The sequence below is a fragment of the Myxococcus sp. CA023 genome, assembly GCF_010998615.1.
Classification (GTDB): domain Bacteria; phylum Myxococcota; class Myxococcia; order Myxococcales; family Myxococcaceae; genus Myxococcus.
Genome location: NZ_JAAEAH010000040.1, coordinates 32,511 through 49,569, shown reverse-complemented (window position 1 = coordinate 49,569; position 17,059 = coordinate 32,511). Strand labels below are relative to the sequence as shown.

11 protein-coding genes and 2 pseudogenes are annotated in these 17,059 nt (G+C 67.7%); 5 read left to right on the top strand and 8 right to left on the bottom strand.

The annotated features are described in order from the left end of the window. Positions 1-1,117 precede the first annotated feature (1,117 nt). The 3 genes and pseudogenes from F8M74_RS18840 to F8M74_RS18830 form a co-directional block, all read right to left on the bottom strand. A pseudogene (locus tag F8M74_RS18840) lies at positions 1,118-2,274 on the bottom strand (IS4 family transposase). Positions 2,275-2,367: 93 nt separating this feature from the next. Next, positions 2,368-2,547: pseudogene (locus tag F8M74_RS18835) on the bottom strand (transposase); the annotation flags it as partial. A 51-nt stretch (positions 2,548-2,598) separates the two neighbouring features. Continuing rightward, positions 2,599-2,766, bottom strand: coding sequence for a hypothetical protein (locus F8M74_RS18830; RefSeq protein WP_153881029.1), 168 nt, complete (start codon positions 2,764-2,766; stop codon positions 2,599-2,601). A 1,466-nt stretch (positions 2,767-4,232) separates the two neighbouring features. On the opposite strand from F8M74_RS18830, the gene F8M74_RS18825 reads away from it, so the two are divergent. Continuing rightward, complete coding sequence (locus F8M74_RS18825) at positions 4,233-4,457, top strand: heavy-metal-associated domain-containing protein (RefSeq protein ID WP_141254149.1); 225 nt, start codon at positions 4,233-4,235, stop codon at positions 4,455-4,457. A 199-nt stretch (positions 4,458-4,656) separates the two neighbouring features. Here F8M74_RS18825 and F8M74_RS18820 read toward each other — a convergent pair whose 3' ends face one another. The 5 genes from F8M74_RS18820 to F8M74_RS18800 form a co-directional block, all read right to left on the bottom strand. Next, positions 4,657-5,292, bottom strand: a complete 636-nt coding sequence (locus F8M74_RS18820; RefSeq protein ID WP_141254147.1) for an RNA polymerase sigma factor — start codon at positions 5,290-5,292, stop codon at positions 4,657-4,659. Positions 5,293-5,350: 58 nt separating this feature from the next. Then, complete coding sequence (locus tag F8M74_RS18815) at positions 5,351-6,673, bottom strand: multicopper oxidase family protein (RefSeq protein WP_141254146.1); 1,323 nt, start codon at positions 6,671-6,673, stop codon at positions 5,351-5,353. Between the two features lie 43 nt (positions 6,674-6,716). Then, entirely contained in the window at positions 6,717-8,177 is a 1,461-nt protein-coding gene (locus F8M74_RS18810) for a TolC family protein (RefSeq protein ID WP_141254144.1), read from the bottom strand. A 522-nt stretch (positions 8,178-8,699) separates the two neighbouring features. Next, entirely contained in the window at positions 8,700-9,080 is a 381-nt protein-coding gene (locus F8M74_RS18805; protein ID WP_141254142.1) for a cupredoxin domain-containing protein, read from the bottom strand. Positions 9,081-9,267: 187 nt separating this feature from the next. Next, complete coding sequence (locus F8M74_RS18800; RefSeq protein WP_141254140.1) at positions 9,268-11,553, bottom strand: cation-translocating P-type ATPase; 2,286 nt, start codon at positions 11,551-11,553, stop codon at positions 9,268-9,270. A 353-nt stretch (positions 11,554-11,906) separates the two neighbouring features. Between F8M74_RS18800 and F8M74_RS18795 the strand changes: the two genes are divergently transcribed. From F8M74_RS18795 to F8M74_RS18780, 4 genes are all read left to right on the top strand, one after another. Further along, positions 11,907-12,380: a cupredoxin domain-containing protein gene (locus F8M74_RS18795; RefSeq protein ID WP_141254138.1), complete on the top strand. Its 474-nt coding sequence runs from the start codon at positions 11,907-11,909 to the stop codon at positions 12,378-12,380. A gap of 206 nt (positions 12,381-12,586) precedes the next feature. Further along, positions 12,587-13,939, top strand: a complete 1,353-nt coding sequence (locus F8M74_RS18790) for a multicopper oxidase family protein (RefSeq protein ID WP_228559119.1) — start codon at positions 12,587-12,589, stop codon at positions 13,937-13,939. Positions 13,940-14,146: 207 nt separating this feature from the next. Continuing rightward, positions 14,147-15,574, top strand: a complete 1,428-nt coding sequence (locus F8M74_RS18785) for a sensor histidine kinase (RefSeq protein WP_141254135.1) — start codon at positions 14,147-14,149, stop codon at positions 15,572-15,574. Next, a complete protein-coding gene (locus F8M74_RS18780) occupies positions 15,571-16,971 on the top strand; it encodes a sigma-54 dependent transcriptional regulator (protein ID WP_141254133.1) in 1,401 nt (466 codons plus the stop codon). Before F8M74_RS18785 ends, F8M74_RS18780 begins: the two co-directional genes overlap by 4 nt. Positions 16,972-17,059: the final 88 nt, after the last annotated feature.

The following is a 17,059-nucleotide window of genomic DNA, read 5'->3' as shown; positions in this document are numbered from 1 at the left end:
ACCAGCCTGGGCATCGGCAACGGCACTGTGTGCGACTCCCTGGGGCGAGCTCGGGCCACGAAGCTGCCATGGCCGCTGCCGCCGGAGTTGGACGATGACGCGGTGTTGACTGTCAGGGACCGGGGGAGCCACCCCCGGCGGAATCAGGTTCAGCGGTCGCACGGGCTGCTGCGCGGGCGAAGGCGAAACGGACTGGAGCGTGGGAAGCCGGGAAAGGGACGAACCGTCGCGGCGGATGGAGGTCATGGGCGTGGATTCCGGTGAAGAGTATGGCTGACCAGTTTTTCTTGGAGTTTCGAGGGTAGTTGCGGACGGTTCCAGGAGGCTGTGAGCGGCTTCACAGCGGCCCTCGGGATGCTGCTCTTTCCAGCCTCTGGCGTCGCGGGTGCCTCCGCCCTGGACAAACCTCACGAGGCTCCACGGTGTCTTCGCTCCAGGCGCGAAGGTGCGGTCATTTCCGCCCACTCGAACTCAAGTCCTCGCACGGACGGCGTTTGGAAATTCCCATCAAGACGCAATCGCTTGCAATCAAGACAAAGGCTCTCTATAAAAACCAGGACTCCTGGCGGCCGGGCGCCTGTGAAAGTCGATTCCCTCAGCACCTGGGCAGCGCATCCGCTCGCGGCAGGAGTTCCACTGTCCATCATGAGTGACCTCCTGGAGCGCCCGTCCGAACGCCCAAGCCCTGTCCCTCCGTCACGGCTCGTCCGCGTCTGTGCCGCGGTGCTTGGCGCGGGGACGCTTGCCCTTTTGTGGCAACCGCTGGGGTGCGTGGGGTCGAGGAGAATGGGCCCCGATGCGGTCCGCCATTCAGGCATGGGGCGCGAGGGGGAACGGCGTCTGATGCCGCTGTGTTACAGCCCTTGTGAGAATCGCTGGGAGGATGCTGGCGAGTACCTTTGTCACTGCCCGCCAGGTTTTGACGGGGGACTTCCCGATGAAGCCCCCTCATCCCCGCAGGACTCGGGCCACCGAATTCCCTGACGTCCCCCCCTGGTGAGAGGTTGGATGAACGGCAACGATAGATGCAGCGCTTGGTGGCGGCATGGGCAAAGGCAGGCATGGGTGAGCATGTTCGCCCTCTCGGCCATTGTTGCCTGTGGCCTGAGGCATCCCCTCATATGAAGCCGAGTGCTTCCTGGAAGACGGGATGGCGGTGAAGGAGCTCGGAGAAGCGCTCGATAAGCGGAAGCAGCCGCTCCTCCTTCATCATGGGGATGGCCTGGTAATACATGCAGCCCTGACGGGGTAGCGAGTAGGTGCGAGTCTTCACCGTGTTGGCCTTCAGCCCCTTCTCCGTGCCGAGGCTTTCGCCAGCGGCTCCCAGCAGTGTCAGCAGCACTTGGGCCAGAGCGCTCACCAGCAGCAGCCTGTCGCGCCGCTCGGGACTCTTCACGTGCACTGCGGACAGCCCCATCCCGAATCTCAAATCCTTGACGTCCCGGAACGTCTCCTCGCACGAGAAGCGCCGGGAGTAGATATCCACCACCTGACGTGCGCTAGCCGTGTCCAGGCTGGTGGCCAGACACCACGGCTCCTTCATGCCCTTCTGGTGCACCAGCACCACCGCCGGCACCGGCGTGCGGTCCGCCGTCACGAGCACGTCCGTCAGCTTCTTGGCGTGCCCGCTGGTGGGCATCCACCCGGACGCCGGCTGCTGCGAGCCGCCAGCCACTTCCACCCGCACGTCCTTGCGGAAGCGCACCACGTACTCGAAGCCCGCCTGGGCCAGCAAGGCGTACAGCCGTTGGTCCGCGAAGCCCCGGTCCGCCAGGACCGTCACCTTCACCCCGCGGGCACGCACTCCTTCAACCGCAACAGCAGCTCATCCTCCGCTTGCGCGCGGTTGCCCGCCAAGGCGCTCTTCTGGAGCGTCATCCACAGCAGGGGCGTGGTACGTCCATGCGAGGTGACGAGGCCGGCCACCACCGTGGTGTGGTCGTCGGCCTCGAAATCCGTCCAATCCAGCGCCACCAGCGCCTCAGTGCGCTCGGCCAGCACGTACGGCACCCACGAGGCCGCCAGCGTCCATACGTCCACCGCCTCGTTGGACAGCAGCCGGTCTACCTGCTTGATGCCGTGTTTTTCCACCCCGCCCCTCGCCCATGCCAGCGCCTGCCCAATAGCGTGCACCGACAAGGACGCGGCATGCACCACGCCCAGCGTCGCGTGCGACAGCGACAACACTCTCTTGGCGTGCAGGTCCTGCTCGAACACGCCCGACAGGAACTCTCGCACCTGCTCTTCGTTGATGGCCACCTTGCGTACCAGCATGGCCTCTCTTCCTGCTCCGCACCATCTCGCCTCGCACGCAGCTGCCAAGTAAGCGGCTGGCGATCAGCTTGCTCAAATGCGGGGATCGCTCAGCTCGCCGTTGCGGCTGGGAGCGCTACTGCCACTACCCTCCAACTGCTCCTTCCAGTTGCGGATGCTCTGCTCGGTGCAGCCGAACTCTCGTGCGAGGCTCTTTCCGGAGCGGCCGGCTTTCAACAGCTCGATGACCCGCTCACGGAACTCCGGCGGGTATGGGGGGCGTGACTTCGGCATCGTGGGACCCTTTTCGCACAGCGGGGGGAACTCCACGAAACCGGGGCAACTTCAAGAGTGAGCAGTACGGAATTCGCGGGGTGACTTCATCTTCAGCCCGCGGTGCTGGTGGCAGCGGTTGTAGTCGTCGAACCAGAGGGGCAGTCGGGCCGCCTCCAACCGGCGCTCCTCCAACTGCGCTGCCGTCAGCTCTATCGACTGCCACGCCATGAGAAGCATCCTGCCTCCTCATGGCGTAACATCCTTCTCCCTTCGGAAACGTCCCTGAAGGGGGATTCGGGATGAGGGGCGCGTCCCTTGAGAAATGGGCTTCCCCCCTGGCAAGCCATGGAGTCATCTTGATGCGGAGCAAGTGGAACATGGGGCACCCGAGGTCCAATGCCTTCCGATGCGCGGGCGGGGTGCTCGCCCTGCTCATCTGCGGTTGTCCGGCGGCACCTCGCGAGGTTGAGCTGGCGGTCAACCTTGGACTCGAGGACGTGGAAGTACAGGCCACCCTCCGGGATGTCCAGGTCTGGACCCAGGAGCCAGCGGAGGCGCTCCTCGCCGTCCATCAGATCGCGGGTCCGGAAGCACCCTTCGCGGCATCGCTGCTTCGGCAATACGCATGGCTTCCGCGACTCCAGAAATGGGAGTGGCATGTCCGAGGCGACGCACTGGATCTGACCCTGTTGGGCTCGATGCCTCGGTCACGGTTCGACGCTTGCGCGGCACTCCCTCCCAAGGCCCGGCCCGATACCCCTCCCGGGAATTCTCCCTGCGCGGGTTTCCCCTTGTGGAAGTCAGGGGAGGAGTATCACTCCATCCTGGACATGAACCACCAGGATCCCGCGGCGGCGGATTGGACTCCCGCACCGCGTGTCGCCACGCGCTGGCCAGTCCGCGCGGACAGGCTCGAGACACGCGTTCTGCTGGGGAGCAGGTGGTTTCGTCCGTCAAGCAGTTCCGCGTTGCCGCCGTATCATTTGCAGACCCGCGCTCCGGAAGTGGTTGCTTCCTACGCGGCGCTCATCGAACGGCAGCGTCTGGCCTTCCGAGCGGGAAACACCGCGGACAGCAAGGCCATACAGGCCGAGGCCACGAAGACCCTGTCTCCTGAGGTACTGTCGCTCTTTCAGGCCCAGACACGCCGCGAGCGGCTTGGCTTGATTCAAGCCATGCTCCGGCGACACGGGATTCGCCCGGCGAAGCTCCTCCGGAGACCCTTGGATCAGCAATTCGACGACGCGGGCCCGGAGGACTATGCCCCGTCGCTCATCCCCCTCAAGCCGCCACCCGAAGTGCTTCTGTTACGGCTTGCCCGGATTCATGATCAGGCGGCCGTGCGATTCGGGGTGGACTGGGAAACGGGAACCCGGGACTTCTCATCCTGGCTGGACGAGTCCGCACTCCGAGGGGTTTGCGAGGACCTGAGCCGGAAGGCTTCCGGGTGGCGGCGACCCTGCAAGCATTTGATGGACACCGTCAGCCCAGGCACTTGAGAAGCGTGTTCGGAGCATCGCGGTCGCCTGAGATCCGGAAGAGCCTCGGCAGGTCGAGGCTTGCCAGAAGGTTCTGCACGCCGATTGTCAGCAGTGAGTTCGGGGCCGCGCGGGTGATGAGCCGCGCGACTGTAAGTACCCGCGACGGTCTGCGTCTCCTTCTTCGAGCCGGCGATGAACGCCGCTTGATGATGGAGCCACCCGATGACCCCGAATGATGAGACCCTCCTGAAGGTCGAGGGAATGTCCTGCCGGTCCTGCGTCAGCCACATCAACACCGCGCTGCGGAAAGTCGAAGGCGTGCAGGACGTCAACGTGCGGTTCGAGCACCGCCAGGTCCTCGTGAAACACGACGCCGCGACCGCGAACGTCAACATCCTCATCGAGGCGCTCCGCGACGCCGGGTACGAGTCCGCCCCCACCGCATGAGCTGCCCCCGTGTGCGGACGGGCCTCCTTGCCCGTCCGCACCACCAGCCCCTCCCCACACCAGGTCCCTCGTGTGAGGCGCCGTCGCGGCAATGACAGCCAACCTGCGCGTGGAGCCCAGACGGACTCGGGCTCCGCGCGGCTTGGCTGCGCCCATCGACTGGAACGGCCGGGCATGTCGCTTTGGAGCCGCGGTCAGATCATGCCTTCGCGCTCCCGCAGCCCCCGGCCTTCTTCTCGGAGCCCTGCGTCGCGCACGTGCAGTCCAGACAGCCGTGCGAGGCGCACGTACCGCACGAAACCTCCAACTGTTTCTTGAGCGCCTTGCGAGCACGGTGCAGTCGCACCGCCGCGTTGTTGGACGTGATGCCCGCCTCCAGGGCGAAAGCCGGGACGCTGACGCCCTCCACCTCAACACGCCGCAGCGCCTCGGCATACTCGGGCTTGAGGGTGCCGGCCAGCCGGGCCACGCACTGGCAAACAGCCTGCGCCAGTTCCGCTTCCGGTGCATGGCCCTCCTCGAGCTCGCTGGCCAGCGAAGCCAGCGCGCGCTCCGTCGTGCCACGACGCCGGTAATGGTCGATGACCGCGTTGCGCAACACGCTGTAGAACCATGCCACCAGCGACTCATCTTCGCGGAGCGTCTCCGCCTTGCCCATGCCACGGACGAACGCATCCTGAAGGAGGTCCTCCGCCACCGCGCGGCTCCCTACCCGGCGCTCGAGGAAGCGCAAGAACTCCCGGTGGTTCTCCACCAGACTGGAAATGACGTCGGCGGACAGGGGCCGCACCGCGCCATCGGTCTCCGCGTCCGCTCCCTGATTCATGTCACTCATGCCGTTCAGGTACAGGGACGGAGGACCTGGTGCAAGCCGTCCTCTGCCCCCTTCGCCATCAAACAAAGCGCACGTCCGGATTGATGCCGTCCGCGTCCATGCGCACCGGGTCGGCCTTGTCCGCCACCGTCCCCTTCGGGTGCACGTACCAGCCGCATCCATCCTCGGTGTCCGGGTTCTCGCGCACCTTGAGGAGCGTGAACATGCCGCCCATGTCGATGGGGCCGAAGGGCCCCTTGCCGCCCTTCATGGGAATGCTGTTGGCCGGCATTGGCATGCCCATCTCTTCCATGCCGCCCATGCCATCCTGCCCCATCGTCATGTACCCCGGCACCAGCGCCTGCACCCGCCGGTCGATGGCCCGTGCGTCAGCGCCCAGCGTCACTGGAGCCGCGTGTCCCATCTGGTTCATCACGTGGTGGGTCATGTGGCAGTGCATGGCCCAGTCACCCGGTTCATCCGCGACGAACTCGATGACCCGGGTGCTCCCCACCGGCACCAGGATCGAGGTTTCCGGGTAGCGGGCGGACTCTGGGACGAAGCCCCCATCCGTCCCCGTCATTTCGAAGGACAGGCCGTGCAGGTGAATGGGGTGGTGGTCCATGGCGGACAGATTCCCCAGGCGGATGCGCACCCGCTCCCCGCGTCCGATGACGAGCGGCTCGGTGGCCGGGAAGGCCTTGGAGTTGAACGTGAGGACATTGAAGTCGCTCATCGCGTTGGGGTCCGGCCGGCGCATGCCTGGAAGCACCTTCCACTCGTGCGTCATCAGCGCGAAGTCGCGGACCACTCTCGGGCCGCGCGGACGCTTCGGATGGACGATGAACATGCCCATCATCCCCAGCGCCATCTGGGTCATCTCGTCGTAGTGCGGGTGATACATGTACGTGCCCGGCTGATTCAGCGTGAACTCGTAGGCGAAGGTTTCTCCGGGAGCGATGGGGCGCTGGTTCAGCCCGGACACGCCATCCATGCCATTGGGAATGATGAGCCCGTGCCAGTGCACGGTGGTCGGCTCGGGCAGCCGGTTGGTGATGTAGATGCGAAGGCGGTCTCCCTCCACCGCCTCGATGGTGGGCCCTGGCGTCGAGCCGTTGTAGCCCCACGCTTCCACCTCCAGCCCAGGGGCGAAGGTGTGCTTCACAGGCATGGCCACCAGGTGGCCCACCTTCACGCCCCCCACCTTCCTCCAGGGCAGCGTGGAGCCGTTGGGCGTGGTGACAGCCACCTGCCCGCCCGGAGCGACGATGCTCGGAGTCCTGGCGCGTGCGCTGACGGGAGCGGCAGGCGCGACGTGGGACTGTCCTTGCGCGAGGGCGTGGTTTGCGACCAGCGTGCCCCCAGCGAGCGCTCCGAGCTGAATGAACTGCCTGCGGTCCATGGTGGTGTGTCCTCTCGATACCGAAGTGTCGTGAATGCGAAGGTCAGTGCGCGTCCGCCGCGGCGGCCGGACCGGAGCTCGCGCTCATCGACGAAACGCGGATGGAGCCCAACTCCAAGCCTTGGTGACGGCCCGCAAGGAGTTGCTCCAGCGCCGAGCGGGCGCGGTGGTGGTCGAGCAGCGTGTCCACGTAGGTGCTGGCCGCGTCCGTCACGGCGGCCTGGGCACGCAGCACCTCGAAGACTCCCACCTGCATGGCGTTGTACTGGAGCACCGTCTCGTCGAGCACCTGGCGCCGGGCCGGCAGGAGCACGTCACGGACGTGCCGCGCTCGTCGCCCCGTGGACTCCACTCGGCCGCGGGCCTGGCGCAGCGATGCGCGGATGGCGGTGGCCGTGGCCTCGTAACGGGCTTTCAGGGACTCGCGTGAAGAAAGGGCCGCCATGCGCACGCCCTGCTTGCGGTCGAACAGCGGCAGCCCCACCGTGAGGTGCGCCCCCATCTCCCACCGGTCCTCGTCCTTCTCGCCGTGGAAGCCGCCGGACAGGTGGGGCAGGAAACCCTCCGTCCGCGCGAGCCCGTGGCGCCGGTCGGCGGCCTCCATGCGGCCGCGCAGCTCGGCCAGGTCGAGGCTCGCCTCGATGGCGCGCGCCTCCAGCCCCTCCCCCGAATCGAGGTCGTTGACTGGGTCGGCCAGCGGCGCATCCACCGTCCACTGCGTGCGGGGACCGAAGAGGCCCAGCAACACATTGAGGGCCTCGCGCGAGTCCAGCAGGGCGTTCTCGGCTTCGGCCACGGCCAGGCGCGCGGCCTCCACGGCGGAGCGCTCGGTGGCCACCTCCAGTGCGCGGACGTTGCCCGCCTTCTCCAGCTCCACCGCCGTGCCGTAGCCCGCCTGTGCGACTTGCAGAGCCCGGTTGCGCAGCTCCAGTTGCTGGTGCCGGGCCTGGACCTCGTAGAAGCCCAGGCGCGTGCGGTAGGCCAGGTGCAGCACCTCGCCCGCCGTGAGTGCGCGCGCGGCCGTGCGCTCGGCCTGGGCCACCCCGCGACGCTGCGGCAGGAGGATGAGCCCGGACAGGTCGTACTCGAGCCCGATTTCCCCTTGCAGGGGCTGCCCGCCACGGGTGGGCTTTCGCATCTCCAGCTCCACCTCTGGATTGGGAGGAAGGCTCATCTGCACCAGGTTGCCAGTGGCGACGCCCAGCTCGTGCATCGCGGCGCGCAGGTCGCGGTTGTTCAGCAAGGCGATGCGGACGGCCGTGTCGGCGGTGAGCGGCTGAGCCAGCAGCGCCCGCACGGCCGCGTCTGCGTCCTCTCCCCTGAGGGCCTCGCTGGTGAGCCCGACGACCGGGCCCCCAGGCGTCCAACGAGCGCCGAGCGTCGTGTGCACGTCACGCGCATCATTCGCCAGGGGAACGGTGACGCATCCCCCCAATGCGAACATGGATGCCACGAGGGTGCCTGCGGCGGGCCGCTTCCAGCGTGACGATGACCAGGTCTTCATGGTGCCTCTCTCCGTCGCGGGCGGCTAGTGCTGGTGATGGTCGTGGCTGGGGGCGGGAATGCCGGCATCCGGGGCGCTACCAGAGTGCCCCCCGTGTCCCTCGTGAGCGCTCCCCTGCTTCGCGCCATGCCCCGTGTGTCCACCATGTCCCGAGTGCCCAGAGGTCTGCCCCGTCGCGTTGCCTTGCCGAGCGGTGCCACCATGACCGCCTGGGTGCCCGTGATGGCCCGAGTGGTCGCTCCCCTTGACTCCGTCCTCGGAGGCAATCCCCGACGGCGCACGCAGCGGATCAGCATCTGTCAGCACTGCGACCAGATTCGGACGGGGGGCCTCCGGAGCACGCAGGGAAGTGGGCGACGTGGAATCCTCGTCGAGCGCGCTCCAGGGAGCGGCGGCGCAGGCAGTGAGGGGAGACAGCAAGGAGAGGACGATGAGCTTCTTCAAGATGTGATTCCTTTCGGAGCAGGTAACCGGCTTCAGCCCTTGGACGTGGCAGGGGCTGGCGACTTACAGGCCCGGGGCTCAGACCTCTGCGATGAGGCGGCCGCGCAGCATGCTCATGCCGCAGGTGAAGTCGTACGCGCCGGGCGTGAGCGCGGGCAGGTCGATGGTCACCACGCGCCCGGTGGGCAGGATGCGCGAGACGCCGAGGTCGCCGAGCACGAACTGCTCCGAGCACGTGGAGCGGTCCGTGCGCAGGACGTTGAGCTTCACCGGCACGCCCGCGCGCACCACGATGCGGTCGGGGCGGTAGCCGCCGTCCACCATCAGGTCCACTTCCTGCGCGCCGCCGACCTCGCTCCGGGCCCGGGTGCGCTGGCGCGGGCCGAAGAAGAACAGGACGGTGGCCGCCGCGGCCAACACGCTGCCAGAGACGACTCCCACTTCGATAGAATCCAACATGACGCTCTCTCCCTGGACGCAGGTTCCACGCGGCAGGCCAGGGAGCAGGTCGCGCCCTCATGTCCACCGCGTTCACCCCTGTTGACGGGCCAAGAGCCGGGCTCTTACAGGTGCCGTGAATGCACGAACGCCACGGTCCCGAATGGAGGACCGTGGCGCAGTGGAGACTTCGTGAGGAAGGTCTGGCTCAGGCCGCCTGGGGCGCTGGCAGGCGCAGGCGCCGCAGACGTAGGCTGTTGAGCAGCACCGACACACTCGACAGGGACATGGCCACGCTCGCCAGCATCGGTGACAACAGCCAGCCTGTCAGGCCGTAGAGCAACCCCGCCGCGACCGGGATGCCCAGCACGTTGTAGAGGAAAGCCCAGAACAGGTTCTGTCGGATGACCCGCATCGTGGTGCGAGCCAGCCCGAGCGCCGCCGGCAGTCCTCGCAAATCGGAGCGCAGCAGCGCGACGCCCGCGGCATCCCGGGCCACGTCCGTCCCCGTCCCCATGGCAACTCCGAGGTCCGCCTCCGCCAAGGCCGGCGCGTCGTTGATGCCATCCCCCACCATGGCCACGCGCCGTCCCTCCGCCTGGAGCGTACGCACCACGTGCGCCTTGCCGGACGGCAGGACACCGGCGAAGACCCGGTCGATGCCGAGAGCGCGCGCCACCCGTGCGGCCGGTCCCTCATGGTCGCCCGTGAGCATCACCACGTGCAGCCCCATGCTCCGCAGGGCTTGGACCACCGTGGCGGCCTCCTCCCGCTCTGGATCCGCGATGCCGATGGCGCCGACCCAGCGCCCGTCCACCGCGACGAGCACGGGCGTCTGCCCGTCCGCCGTGAGCACACGCTCGGCGTCCTCGCTCCCGGACACGCCTTGCCCGTCCAGCATCCGACGACTGCCGACGAGCACCCTGCGCCCGCCAACCTGGGCCTCCACGCCATGTCCCGGAGTGGCGGTGAACGACTCGGGCGTGCCGACCTTCAGGCCCCGGTTGGCAGCCTCGGACAGGACGGCACGGGCCAGCGGATGCTCGCTCGCCGACTCGGCGGCGGCGGCGAGGGTCAGCACTTCCTCCTCCGTCATGCCGCTCGCGGTGAGGACGCGGACCACCGCCGGGCGCCCCTGGGTCAGCGTTCCCGTCTTGTCGAGCACCACGGTGTCGATACGGCTCGCTCCTTCCAACGAAGCAGCGCTCTTCACCAGCACTCCGAGCTGCGCCCCCCGCCCCATCCCCACCATGAGCGCCGCGGGCGTGGCCAGGCCCAGGGCGCACGGGCAAGCGATGACCAGCACGGCCACCGCGTTGAGCAGGGCCATCGTCAGGCGCGTCTCCTCGGGAGCAAGGACGAACCAGGCCGCGAACGTGGCGATGGCGATGAGCAGCACTACCGGAGTGAAGACGCCGCTCACCACGTCCGCGAGGCGCGCGATGGGCGCCTTGGTGCCCTGGGCCCGCTCCACCACCTGGACAATCTGCTGGAGCGCGGTGTCACTCCCCACCTTGGCCGCGCTGAAGACCAGGCGGCCCGTACCGTTCATCGTCCCGGCGAAGACCTCCGCGCCCGCTGCCTTCTCCACCGGCAGGCTTTCCCCCGTGAGCATGGATTCGTCCACCGAGGAAGCCCCGTCCACGACGGAGCCATCGACGGGGATGGACTGCCCCGGACGCACCACCACACGGTCCCCCACCCGCACCTCGGCGAGAGGAACCTCTCGCTCGACGCCATTCTCCAGCACGGTGGCGATGGAAGGGGCCAACGCCTGAAGCCGCCGGATGGCATCCCCTGCCCGGGTGCGTGCTCGCGACTCCAGGAAGCGGCCGAGCAGCACGAAGGCAATCACCGCGGCCGCCGCCTCGAAGTAGATGGGAGGTGCGGCTTCGTGCCCACCATGACCTCCGTGGTCCCCGGTGACCATGAATGTCGGCCACACGGTGGCCACCACCGAGAAAATGAAAGCCGCGCCGGTCCCGAGCGCCACCAGGACGTTCATGTCGGCCGACCTGTGCCGCAACGCGGCCCACGCCGCCCGGAAGATGGGACCACCGCTGTACGCCATGACTGGCAGCGTCAGGCCGAGCTGCCCCCAGGTGGAACCGGTGAAGTCGAGCGCTCCGTGGGACATGGCCAGCACGACCACCGGCAAGCCGAAGAGCACGGCCACGGCGAGCCGGCGCCGGAGCCCTCGCTCCTCCGCGGCGTCCGTCTCTTCGGCGGTGGAAGCCTGCGGCACCTCAGCGCGATAGCCGGCGTCGGCCACCGCATCGGCCAGTGCACTGACGGACGTGGCCCGAGCGTCAAAGAGTACGCTGGCACGGCGGGTGGCGAAGTTGACGCTGCACTCCTGGACCCCCTCCACCTCGCTCAGAGTGCGTTCCACGCGGCGCGCGCATGCGGCGCACGTCATCCCCGACACGGCGAGGTCCATCCGCTCCAGGGCGCCCGCGGGAGACCGGGACGAGGCTGCTTCAACGGCATTCATGGGGCTTCCTCCTGCCCGCGAGCTAGCGGGTCACCCCACTGACGCGCCTCCCCCAAAAGGCTTACACCTGCGAAGAGGTCCAGCCGCGGTGGCCAGCGCCTCGTGCGCCACCCGCAGCGTGTCGGCCATGAACGGCACTTCACGGCTCCGTGGAACGACGCTGCTTCACGCTCCACCTGTGACCGTGCCGGTTACAGCGAAACCCATCTGGGTACTCCGGACGGGCGCCGCGCCACGGCAACCCCGCATGAACAGGCGCGTTCAGTCCTCGGCACGCGTTGTGCTCCAGCGGACCGACTTCACAGGATGCCGGACGTCCCCGAGGGCATCCTCACTCTGGGAGCAACCAAGCGATGAAGAAGAGCCTGATGGGACTCCTTGCTGCACTCCCCCTGATTGCCGCGGCCCCCGCGGTCGCGTGTGACGAGCACGCCAAGCACGGCGAGCACGCCAAGCACGGCGAGCACGCCAGCCACGGCGAGCATTCCGCGCACGGAGGCACGGCCAAGAAGGCCGCTGCGCCCGCGCAGAAGCCCGCCTCGGCCCCGGCCACCAGGAACGGGGTCCAGACCGTGGACCTCACGGTGACCCCCAAGGGCTTCGAGCCCTCGGACGTGAAGGTGAAGGCGGGGCAGCCCGTCCGCCTCGTGGTCACGCGCAAGACGGCCAAGACGTGCGCCACGGAAATCGTCATGGCCGACCTGGGCATCAACAAGCCGCTCCCCATGGACACGCCGGTGACCGTGGAGTTCACGCCCAGCGCGTCGGGCACGCTGCGCTACGCCTGCGCGATGGACCACATCAGCGGGCTCGTCACCATCCAGTAGATCGCCGTTCCGGGCAGGCTGCGCACCGAGGTCGCGCGCCTCGGGGCCGGGCCACACCACCACGGCGGCCTGGTCCCCTCCTCGCCCGCACCTTCCATCATTCGTGAAGAGGCTTCATGCATCGCAATCGCTGGTTCATCGCGGCAGCTCTCGCTGCCCTCCTCGCAATGCTCGCGGCAGTCGGCCTCGGCCAGGAGGATGCCGCCATGGCGACGCTCCCGCAGCCGCGCGCGGCACCGCCCTACCCTGAAGACATCCCGTCCACGGGCCGCGTGCGCGAGTTCGAGCTCGTCGCGGCCCCAACAGCCCTCCCGCTCCTGGACGGCCGGAGTCTGGAGGTCTGGGCCTACAACGGCCAAGTACCCGGCCCCACCCTTCGCGCTACCCATGGCGACACGGTTCGCGTGCGATTCACCAACAAGCTGCCGCAGCCGACGACCATTCACTGGCACGGCATCCGGCTTCCGAACGGAATGGACGGCGTGCCCGGGGTGACCCAGCCTCCCATCCCACCTGGGGGAACCTTCGTCTATGAGTTCAAAGTGAAGGACGCAGGAACCTACTGGTTTCACCCGCACCTGCGCGGGAGCGAGCAAGTCGAGCGAGGGCTGTTCGGTGTGCTCATCGTGGAGGACCAGAAGCCCGGCCCTTTCTCACGCGAGCTCGTCTGGGTGCTCGACGACTGGCGACTCGACGCGGGTGGCCAGATTGATGGCCGATTCAATACGCGCCACGACCTCGCGCACGACGGCCGCTGGGGGCAGGTCTCCACGGTGAACGGGGCTGTCCAGCCAGAAGTCCCGCTGCAGCCCGGCGAGCGGGTGCGACTGCGGATGGTCAACGTTGCAAACGGGCGCGTGTTCGCGCCTTCCTTCGAAGGGCTGGGCGCATCTGTCATCGCGATCGACGGGCTGGCCACGGACCGGCCGCTGCCGGCCTCCCGCTTGGAGCTCGCTCCAGGGAACCGCGTCGACCTGGACTTCACCGTTCCCGAGGCGCTGAGCGACCAGCGCCTGGAGGTGATGGACCACTTCACACGCAGGCCGTTCCCTCTCGCAACGCTGGTGGTGTCTGGAGAGGTCGTGCGGCCGCCCGAAGTGGCAGCAGTTGCCCCACCCCCGAGCCCTGACCTCTCTCCAGCGCGTGCACTGCAACCCGCGGAGACCTTCCGGCTGAATGCGAGGCGGGGAGGCCCCTTCGGCATCGAGTGGACCATCAATGACGAGGCGTTCCACCACGAGGGGGAGCATGCCTCCCCGCACCACAAGGTCTACCGGCTCCCTGCCCACCAATGGGCCACGCTGCGTTTCGTCAACGAGTCCTCCCGCCTGCACCCCATGCACGTGCATGGCCAGTTCTTCCGCGTGGTGGCGCGCAATGGTGCATCGGTGGACGAGGGACACTGGCGCGACACCGTGCTGGTTCGTCCAAGGGAGACGGTGGATGTGGCGATGTTCCCGCAGGACGTGGGGGCCTGGATGCTCCACTGCCACATCCAAGAGCACGCCGAGGCCGGGATGATGACGCTCGTGGACGTCCATGCAGAGGGTTCCCAGTAAGCGAGCCACGCCATTCCGAAAGGGCCGCGCTCGCCAGACCTGAAGTCGAGCCCCCGGCCCATTACAGTGTGACCAGCCTGGTCACATCCGGCCCTTTTCTCGCAACGATGAGGGAACGCTGCCCAGGAATGAGTTCAGCCACTTGCAGCGCGCACCACATTGGCCTGCCTGTTGCTAAACCCCTACCTTCGCTCGCCAGGGGATGTCGTGTCCGGAACCGCTCGCAGGCTCTTATACGCCTTCTCGCTCCTCGTCCTGGCCTTCGGCGCGGCAGCCTATGCCGCGCTCGAGGGCATGGCGGAGATCCACGAGGCCCTGCACAGCGTGAGGCGGCAGGAAACGGCCGTGCGCACCACGCTGTCGCTCGCGACCTCGGTGCGAGACCTCTACGCACATCAGGCTCACACCGTCATCCTCGGCAACGCCAGCCACCTGCCGCTCTACGACAGCGCCTATCACCGTGCCATGGAGCGGCTCGAAGCGGTCCAAGCCCAGGCCACCACCTCCGAGGAACGCGCCCAGGTGGAGACCATGCGCCGCACCACGACGGAGCTGGACCGGCTTTTCCGCGAGGCGCTCGTGCCAGCCGTGCTGCGCGAGGACCATGCCACCGCGGCCCGTGAACACGCCAGGGCCCTGGAACTGGTCGACGTCATCCAGGAGAGCGCGGACACCCTGGCCTCGCACTACGAGCGCGCCATTGGCAACTTCGAGGAGCACGCGAGCACGGTCCAGCACGCCAGCTTCCAGTGGACGGTCGCCATCCTGGCCGCTGCAGCCCTGCTCGCGGCGGGCGTAGGCCTCTACATCGGCCGCTCGGTGGCCCGCCCGGTCTCGCTGCTGGAGGCCGGCGCGGCCCGTATCGCCGCGGGCGACCTCATGACTCGCATCGCGCTGGACCGCCCGGATGAGTTCGGAAGGCTGGCGCAGCAGTTCAACCGGATGACCGCCGCGCTACGTGAGCACCAGGAGCGCCTGGTTCAAAGCGAGCGGCTGGCGGGCATCGGCCGCCTGGCGGCGGGTGTGGCGCATGAAATCAACAATCCCCTGGGGGTCATCCTCGGCTACGTGCGCCTGCTTCAGCGCAAGGCGGAGGGTGCGCTCGCGGACGACCTGCGCATCATCGAACAGGAGACGCTGCGCTGCCGTGACATCGTGGAGGGGATGCTCGACCTGTCGCGGCCACTCCAGGTCCCGGGCGAGACGCTGGAGCTGCGAGAGCTGGTAGAGGAAGTCGTCTCCCGGCTGCAGGAGTCCGCCCAGCACTCCGCGGCATCCCTGACGGTGGAAGGCGAAGCCCAGGTGGCAGGGCATCCGCAGCGGCTGCGGCAGGTGGTCACGAACCTGGTCAAGAACGCCATGGAGGCCGCGGGTCCCTCGGGACAGGTGACAGTGGCCATCCACGCCCACGAAGGCGAGGTGGCGCTTTCATTCCGCGACAGCGGGCCCGGCCTCTCTCCCGAGGCACAGAAGCGGATGTTCGAGCCCTTCTTCACCACCAAACCCCAAGGCACCGGCCTGGGGTTGGCGGTGTCGCAGGCCATCGCCCAGGCCCATGGTGGCCGCATCCAGCCGCGCAACCTGCCTGGACGTGGTGCGGAATTCACCCTGCATCTCCCCCGGAGTACGCCGTGACGGACAGACCGAGTGTTCTCGTTGTCGACGACAAGGAGAACATGCGCCACCTCATCACCCGCATACTCGGTGACGCGTATCAGGTGAGGACGGCTGAAGACGGAGGCCGTGCACTCTCCCTCATCCAGACGCAACCATTCGACGTGGTGGTGACGGACATCCGAATGCCGGGAGCGGACGGCTTCGAGGTGCTCAAGGCCGTCAAGCAGCACTCGCCCACCACCGAGGTCATCCTGATGACGGCGTACGCCTCCGTCCCCAAGGCGGTCGAGGCCATCAAGGAGGGGGCCTATGACTACCTGCCCAAGCCCTTTGACCCGGACGAGGCGTCCCTGGTGGTAGCCCGCGCCATCGAGCGCAAGCGGCTCAAGGAGCAGGCCGCCTCACTGCGGCGCGAGTTGGAGGGCATCTACAGCTTCCAGAACATCATTGGCAGGAGCGCGCCCATGCGTGCGCTCTACGGCCTGCTGGAGCGCGCCTCCCAGCTGGACATCACGGTCCTCATCACCGGGGAGACGGGGACGGGCAAGGAGCTGGTGGCGCGGGCCATCCACCACCACGGCCCACGCAAGGACCGGCCCTTCATTGCGGTCAACTGCGGCGCGCTGCCCTCCGAACTCATCGAGAGCGAGCTGTTCGGTCACGCCCGGGGCGCCTTCACCGGCGCGGTAGAGACCAAGGCCGGTCTCTTCGAGGCAGCCTCCGGGGGGACCATCTTCCTGGACGAGATTGGAGAGTTGCCCCTGTCCGTCCAGGTGAAGCTCAACCGCACGCTCCAGGACAAGGAGGTGCGCCGTGTCGGAGACGCGGTTGCGCGCCGCATCGACGCGCGCGTCATCACCGCCACCCACCGCGACCTCAAGGCCGAAGTGACCGCGGGCCGCTTCCGCGAAGACCTCTACTACCGGCTCAATGTCTTCCCGGTGCATCTGCCGTCCCTGCGGGAGCGGCGCGAGGACATCCCCCTGCTGGCCATGCACTTCGTACAGAAGGCGGCGAAGACCTACCGGCAGCCGGTGGATGGCCTGGAGCCGGACGCGTTGCGTGCGCTCGCCGGGTACAGCTGGCCGGGCAACGTGCGCCAGCTAGAGAATGCCATTGAACGCGCGGTGGCCATCACCACTGGCTCCCGGGTGGGCCCTGACGCGCTCCCCCCTGAAGTCACGGGCGGACAACAGGGAGCACTGCCCGCGGACCATCTGGTGAAGATGCCCTTCCGGGAGGCGGTGGACCTGGCGCGGGACCGTGCATCGCGCGATTACCTCATCGCCCTGCTGCGGGAATTCGGGGGCAATGTGACGCGGGCTGCTGAACGCGCGGGCATGGAGCGCGAGAGCCTCCACCGGCTCCTCAAGCGCTTTGGCCTGCGTTCCGATGACTTCAAGGAGTCACCTTAAGACACACATGCACTCAAGCTGCATTCACAACAAGGCACAGCCTATGTAGATGCCGCCGACGTAACTCCGCCGAGAGGACCGTCGATAT

Excerpts from the sequence above, each read along its gene's own strand:
- F8M74_RS18795 (WP_141254138.1), top strand. The coding sequence starts at position 11,907 with ATGAAGAAGAGCCTGATGGGACTCCTTGCTGCACTCCCCCTGATTGCC.
- F8M74_RS18825 (WP_141254149.1), top strand. The coding sequence starts at position 4,233 with ATGACCCCGAATGATGAGACCCTCCTGAAGGTCGAGGGAATGTCCTGC.
- F8M74_RS18820 (WP_141254147.1), bottom strand. The coding sequence starts at position 5,292 with ATGAGTGACATGAATCAGGGAGCGGACGCGGAGACCGATGGCGCGGTG.
- F8M74_RS18790 (WP_228559119.1), top strand. The coding sequence starts at position 12,587 with ATGGCGACGCTCCCGCAGCCGCGCGCGGCACCGCCCTACCCTGAAGAC.
- F8M74_RS18800 (WP_141254140.1), bottom strand. The coding sequence starts at position 11,553 with ATGAATGCCGTTGAAGCAGCCTCGTCCCGGTCTCCCGCGGGCGCCCTG.
- F8M74_RS18805 (WP_141254142.1), bottom strand. The coding sequence starts at position 9,080 with ATGTTGGATTCTATCGAAGTGGGAGTCGTCTCTGGCAGCGTGTTGGCC.
- F8M74_RS18830 (WP_153881029.1), bottom strand. The coding sequence starts at position 2,766 with ATGCTTCTCATGGCGTGGCAGTCGATAGAGCTGACGGCAGCGCAGTTG.
- F8M74_RS18810 (WP_141254144.1), bottom strand. The coding sequence starts at position 8,177 with ATGAAGACCTGGTCATCGTCACGCTGGAAGCGGCCCGCCGCAGGCACC.
- F8M74_RS18815 (WP_141254146.1), bottom strand. The coding sequence starts at position 6,673 with ATGGACCGCAGGCAGTTCATTCAGCTCGGAGCGCTCGCTGGGGGCACG.